The sequence below is a fragment of the Acinetobacter sp. UBA3132 genome, assembly GCF_002364825.1.
In the GTDB taxonomy this organism is placed as follows: Bacteria; Pseudomonadota; Gammaproteobacteria; order Pseudomonadales; family Moraxellaceae; genus Acinetobacter; species Acinetobacter schindleri.
Genome location: NZ_DEZM01000058.1, coordinates 1 through 6,448 on the forward strand (window position 1 = coordinate 1; position 6,448 = coordinate 6,448).

Below are 6,448 nucleotides of genomic sequence, written 5' to 3' on the forward strand. Positions count from 1 at the left end.
ATTATATGAAATCAGGGGCTTGGTTGCAGCGGCATCTGCAATAAATTTATTTTGCTGGAGGTTCATGGATAGATCCTTTTTTAAATAGTTTGAAATATTCATTGTTTTCATTATTTTCTCCTTACCAACGGACTTCAAACTTCTTGCGTAACCAGATGGCTAAGCTGTTTAAGCCAATCATCATGACAAGGAGAACAATAATGGCGGCAGCAGTACGACCTTCGAAGAAGTTACGCAATTCATTACCCTGCCACAGGAAAATCTGTACAGGTAATGCAGTCGATTGATCTAGTGGCGTTGCCGGTACGCTAGCAACAAAGGCGCTCATCCCGATCAATAACAGTGGTGCGGTTTCACCAAGTGCCTGTGCGACACCAATAATCGCTCCGGTTAAAATACCTGGTAGTGCGAGTGGTAAAATATGATGGAATACAGTTTGTAAACGTGATGCACCTAAGCCTAAGGCTGCCTGACGAATTGATGGTGGCACAGCTTTTAGAGAAGCCCGTGTGGTAATAATCACGGTTGGCAAAGTCATCAGACTAAGTACCAGACCACCGACTAATGGCGCTGAAAGTGGTAAATGCATCCAGCCGATGAAGATCGCTGCACCGAGTAGACCGAAAACAATAGAAGGAACGGCTGCCAGGTTATTGATGTTGACTTCAATGACATCGGTGATCCAGTTTTTTGGTGCAAACTCTTCCAGATAGATGGCTGAAGCTACACCGATTGGAATCGAGATAAAGATCACGATCAACATCATGAACAGTGAGCCCATGAATGCACCTGCCAAACCAGAGGTTGCAGGCGAACTACGGGAGTCCGGATTGGTAAAGATATTGGTATTGAAACTGTTTTCGATCACGCCTGAAGCTTTCATGTCATCAGCAATCTGGCGGACTTCAGGACTTAGCTGTTGCTGCTCATCTGGCAGGTTACGGTCAATATTACCTGCAAGCCATACATCAACATTGGCGTCGGCCAAAATTTTAACTTCCTGGGTTTTTCCGACCAGACTTGGATTGTTCAGCACCATGTCACGCAGACGATAGGCTTCTGAACTGGTATATAAATAACCCAGTTCATCACGCTGGTTTTCCAGCTTGCCGTCTTTGGCAATCATGCCATTAATGATCAGGGCATCCCAGTCGACCATGCCAGCCTGCATCTGCCAATCCACCATACGCTGTTCAAACTGTGCAGGAGACTCGCCGGCAGTCTGTTTTGGTTGTGGACCAATATTGACAATTGCCGGATCGAAATGGATAGGCAGGCTCATACTGCTTTGCCAGAATGCCGGCAAGCCTTTGGCCAAGATACTACCGAATAGCAATACGACAAAGAACAGACCCGCCAATACCGCAGAAAAACCAAGCATACGAAAGGTTTTTTCTTTGCGATGGCGCCGTGCAAGAGAGCTTTGAATGGTCTTTTTACGCTCTTCACGCAGCTCAGCATTAACAGATGGATCAATACGCTGATCTAAAGGTGTGGTATTTGAAGTACTCATTAGTCGTATTGCTCACGATATTTACGCACGATGTACAGTGCGACAATGTTCAAACCTAAGGTAATAACAAAAAGAGTCAGACCTAATGCAAACGCAACCAGTGCTTGTGGACTAGCAAAGTCAGTATCGCCAGTTAATTGGTTCACAATGGTAATGGTTACAGTTGATACCGCTTCCAGTGGATTGGCATGTAACAGCGGGCTATTACCTGCTGCCAGTACCACAATCATGGTCTCACCAATCGCACGGGATGCTGCCAGCAAGAAGGCACCGATAATGCCCGGCAAAGCGGCTGGCAGCACCACTTGGCGGATCGTTTCAGATTTGGTTGCGCCTAGACCCAGTGAACCGTCTCGTAAGGCACGTGGTACCTGGGTAATAATGTCATCTGATAAAGAAGATACAAATGGAATGATCATGATGCCCATAACAAAGCCGGCAGTTAAGGCACTGGTCGCATTAATATCAACACCGACCATAGCACCGAGCGTTTTAATAAATGGGCCCAGAATCATCAAGGCAAACACACCGTAAACGATGGTTGGAATACCAGCCAGAACCTCAATAGTCGGTTTTGCCCATGAACGGAATTTTGGTGAGGCATATTCGGACAAATAGATTGCAATCATCAGACCCAATGGGACTGCGACCAACAGGGCGATTCCACTGACCATCAAGGTGCCCCACAATAAAGGCAACAGGCCATAACTTCCTTCGGCATTGCCTGAAGTGCTAAAACCCGGGTTCCATTGTGTGCCAAAGAAAAAATCAATTGGGCTGACGAAGCTAAAGAAGCGCATTGCTTCGCCAAACATCGACATGACAATGCCGAGTGTGGTCAGGATGGCAACACCAGAACAGAGTGCCAAGCTGATATTGATGACTTTTTCAACCTGATGACGTGCACGCAACTGATTACTGATACGTTTTTTGGCCCAAACCAGTCCGGCAACAGCAACAGAGATCACTACCACCAGCTTGGCATAGCTGCTGATGCTCATGATACGTGCCACCTGCTCTGCTGCAGCCAGTTCATAAGCCTGTGGTGTATCACTAACGCCAAAACCGGAAGCCAGTGCCTGCACCCGATCCACGATCACACTCAGAGCTGCAGAATCCATGCCTGCGACCATCCGTTGTGGCAGGTGTTTCAGCACCAGCTGTTCCAGGAGCACAGGTTCAACCAGATTCCAGATCATGAAGATTAAAAATGCAGGAATACCACACCATAAAGCCACCATGGCGCCATAATAGCCAGGACGCGAATTCAGCATTGCTGTGTTTTTGCCTTGGCCTGCCAATTTCTGGCTTCGACTTAATCCGATCTGATAGGCAACGGCGATAATCGCCAGTAACACACCCAGGAGTAGCAGATTCATGTATGCTCCACTGTTTTTTCAATCTTCATATTTTTAAAAAACCTATCTATGACTAAAAGCCGGTGACCGTTTCCAGCCACCAGCTATTTCAATATTTGCTTACTTCACTACAACTACTTTAGCTGCCTTAAAGTTAGCAAGTACTGCTGCACGTTCCTTATCAGACATTGAAATCAAACCTGCTTTTTCCAGTTTCGATCCTTTACCAGATACTTTCTTGCTCAGGAAGTATTCAGTGAACTGTGGCAAACCTTTGATTGATTTCAGGTGTTCGCCTTTCACATAGAAGAACAATGGACGAGATACCGGATAAGAACCATTCAGGATGGTCTGCTCAGATGGTGCAACGTTGTTAACTGTTGCAACACGCAGTTTGTCACGGTTCTGGTCATAGAAACCTAGACCAAATACACCAACTGCACTTTGAGAGGTTTTCAGACGTGCCAGTGTTTCGGTGTAGTCACCTGAAATTTCAATAACACGACCATCTTTACGGAAAGTGGTACAGGCTTTCTTTTTGGCATCTTTATCTAAAGACTTAATTGCAGCATATGTTTCACAACCTGCATCCACCATCTTCTCCTGGAAGACTTCGCGTGTTCCATGATTCGAAGCAGGGATTACCAGTGTGATCGGCTCATTAGGAAGTGACTTGTCAATCTGGTTCCAGCGTGTATACGGGTTAGCTACCATTTTGCCGTTGGCTGGTAACTGTGCTGCCAAGGCTGCAAAAACATGTTGTGGACGAAGTTTATAAGCTGCTTTTTTGGCATTCGATGCAAAGACAATACCGTCATAACCGATTTTGATTTCTAGCACCTGGTTAACGCCATTCTTTTTACATTCTGCCAATTCGGAACTTTTGATCTGGCGAGATGCGTTTGCGATATCGATGGTATTATCACCAACACCATTACAGAACTGCTTTAAACCACCTGACGAACCGCCTGAGCCGACAACTGGAGTTTTAAACTGCGGGAAAGTATTGCCAAATTCTTCAGCTACAATACTTGCATATGGAAGTACAGTTGAAGAACCTGCAATTTGAATTGTGTCGCGTGCTGCATTCGCTGCAGTCATGCCTAGCCCCATCACTGCAAGTGCAAGTGTAATTTTTGTAAAGCGCATTCTGTATCTCTCACAATCATTTAAATTTGGAGTACGCCACTTTTTTTGTCGTGTTGTACTTGTTTCGATACAAGTATTTTGATTTTTAAATATGACAGGCGGGTTACAGATTTATGAAGATTTTATGATAAGTGTTACAGCACTAAATAAATTAAAAATATTTATTATTTTCAATGCATTATAAATTATTTAAGAATTTTTTTGACATTTTTATAGCAAGCAAATATGTAAAAAATTTTGTGTTTCTTACAAAGAATTTCTTTTTTTACCACAATTTTGATGCATGAATAACCACTATTTAAATTTGATTTAGAAACAAATAATCTTTGTTGAAATATAAAAAAAGGAGACCAACAGGCCTCCTTTTTCACACCACAATCACTTATGCAATTGGTGGTGTATAAGTACCGTCAGCGATGGAATCCTTGATTCGATCCGCTTCTGCAAGCACCAGTGCCAGCAGGTTCTTCACGTTTTCAAGTGTTGCCACCGGACTTAAAGTCGTCATTTTCAGAGATTGAACCTGACCGACTTTAGTTACACCAATGTTCGCTTCACCACGCGCAAACAGCTCATCTGCTACGTTCTGGTTCAGGGCATCCACAAACTCAGCTGGATAACCTGCTGGAACCACACGGAACAATACTGATGCAAACTGTGGCTCAACCAGAAGTTCCAGACCATCAGTTGCCTTGATGTAGTCTGCCACTTCACGTGTCAATTTCACGCCATGATCGATCATTGAACCGTAAAGCTCTTCACCCAAGGCTTCAACCGTCATCCACAACTTCAACGCATCGAAACGACGTGTCGTTTGCAGTGACTTCGATACCAGGTTCGGAACGCCGTGCTCTTCATCATAAGCAGAGTTTAAATACTCTGCTTCATAATGCATGAAACGATAGTTCGCTTCATCTTTTAGCAGGAATGCACCACATGAAATCGTTTGGAAATAATGCTTGTGGAAATCCAGTGTGATCGAATCAGATAACTCAATCCCATCCAGCATAGAACGATAGTCATTGGATAGAATCAGTGCACCACCCCATGCCGCATCGATATGCATCCACGCGCCATATTTATTGGTGATTTCACGAATTGCTTTCAATGGATCAATCGCGCCCGCATCAGTTGTACCTGCGGTTGCTACCACACATGCGACGATTTTGCCTTCAGACTGAAGGTGCGCCATGGTTTTTTCCAGAGCATCAACATCCATCTGTGCATTTTCATTTACAGGAACAGTGACTACTGACTGGAAGCCCATACCCATCATTGCCATGTTCTTTTGCACAGAGAAGTGCGCATTTTCAGAACAGATGACTTTGACGTTACGCATCGCGTCCGCAGGAATACCATCACGCTGAACCGACCACGGATTATCGTTTTCGTCTTTCCAGTTTTTCGCGATGCAGGCATCACGCGCCAGCAATACACCCATCAGGTTCGACTGTGTACCACCTGAAGTGAATACACCCGCCTGACCTGAACCATAACCAACCTTTTGACGTAGCCAGTCGATTAACTGCACTTCCATCAAAGAACCCGCTGGGCTTTGATCCCAAGAGTCCATTGACTGGTTAGTCGCATTGATCAGCACTTCTGCAACCTGGCTTGCCACCATGGTTGGACAGTGCAAATGCGCTAGAGAATGCGGGTGATGTACTTTCAAGCTTTTGTTAAGGAATAGCTCAACCATACGCTCTAAAGATTTTTGAAGACCCAAACCATCTTTAGAAGGGTTGAAAGAAATTGCGCTACGCAATTCCTTGATGCTGCCACCCGTGTACATTTTGTCATTTTGCAACCATGCTGCAACCGCTTCGGTCGCTTGGTCCATCGCTGACTCATAGTCAGCGATAGATGCAGCATCATTGCAGAGTAACGCTTTACGATGTTCTGCAAAATCTACCATAAATTACGCGCCTCGAACTGCGACTAAAGCTTCAGCAACCGCTTTCTTGAAGCGAACCAGAACTTCTTCACACTCTGCCTGAGTAATAATCAACGGGCAAAGTAAACGGATCACTGTACCGTTACGACCACCTTTCTCAAGCAATAATTTATTGTTGAAACAAGCAGTCTGGATCGCTGCAGCCAATTGACCATCGGCAGGTAACGAACCCATATGATCAGCAGGTTTACGTTCGTCTACGATTTCAACACCGATCATTAAGCCACGACCACGCACGTTACCGATACATGGGAATTCAGCAGCTAGCTTTTTCAGTTCAGCTTGCAGGAAATCACCACGTTCTTGTGCGTTTTGCGCAAGGTTTTGCTCTTTAATGGTATTGATCGTTGCAAGACCTGTACCCATTGCCAGCTGGTTACCACGGAATGTACCGGTATGGCCAGCAGGTTGCCATGCGTCGAACTTACGTTTAATACCCAATACCGCAAGTGGCAGGCTACCACCGACCGCTTT

General features: G+C 45.1%; 5 protein-coding genes. All 5 read right to left on the reverse strand.

Translation table 11 applies throughout. The annotated features are described in order from the left end of the window. Positions 1-121 precede the first annotated feature (121 nt). The gene (gene pstA / locus B4033_RS02610) at positions 122-1,513 is read right to left on the reverse strand and encodes a phosphate ABC transporter permease PstA (protein WP_008304859.1); all 1,392 of its coding nucleotides are present in this window, start codon (positions 1,511-1,513) and stop codon (positions 122-124) included. Beyond that, on the reverse strand, positions 1,513-2,892 hold the full coding sequence (gene pstC, locus B4033_RS02615) for a phosphate ABC transporter permease subunit PstC (RefSeq protein ID WP_004810498.1): 1,380 nt from the start codon (positions 2,890-2,892) through the stop codon (positions 1,513-1,515). Before pstC ends, pstA begins: the two co-directional genes overlap by 1 nt. Before the next feature lie 99 nt (positions 2,893-2,991). Further along, a complete protein-coding gene (locus tag B4033_RS02620) occupies positions 2,992-4,020 on the reverse strand; it encodes a substrate-binding domain-containing protein (protein WP_008304861.1) in 1,029 nt (342 codons plus the stop codon). 382 nt (positions 4,021-4,402) lie between these two features. Further along, on the reverse strand, positions 4,403-5,935 hold the full coding sequence (locus B4033_RS02625; RefSeq protein ID WP_286831885.1) for a pyridoxal phosphate-dependent decarboxylase family protein: 1,533 nt from the start codon (positions 5,933-5,935) through the stop codon (positions 4,403-4,405). 3 nt (positions 5,936-5,938) lie between these two features. After that, positions 5,939-6,448: aminotransferase class III-fold pyridoxal phosphate-dependent enzyme (locus tag B4033_RS02630; protein ID WP_286831887.1), on the reverse strand; the 510-nt coding region annotated here is incomplete at its 5' end.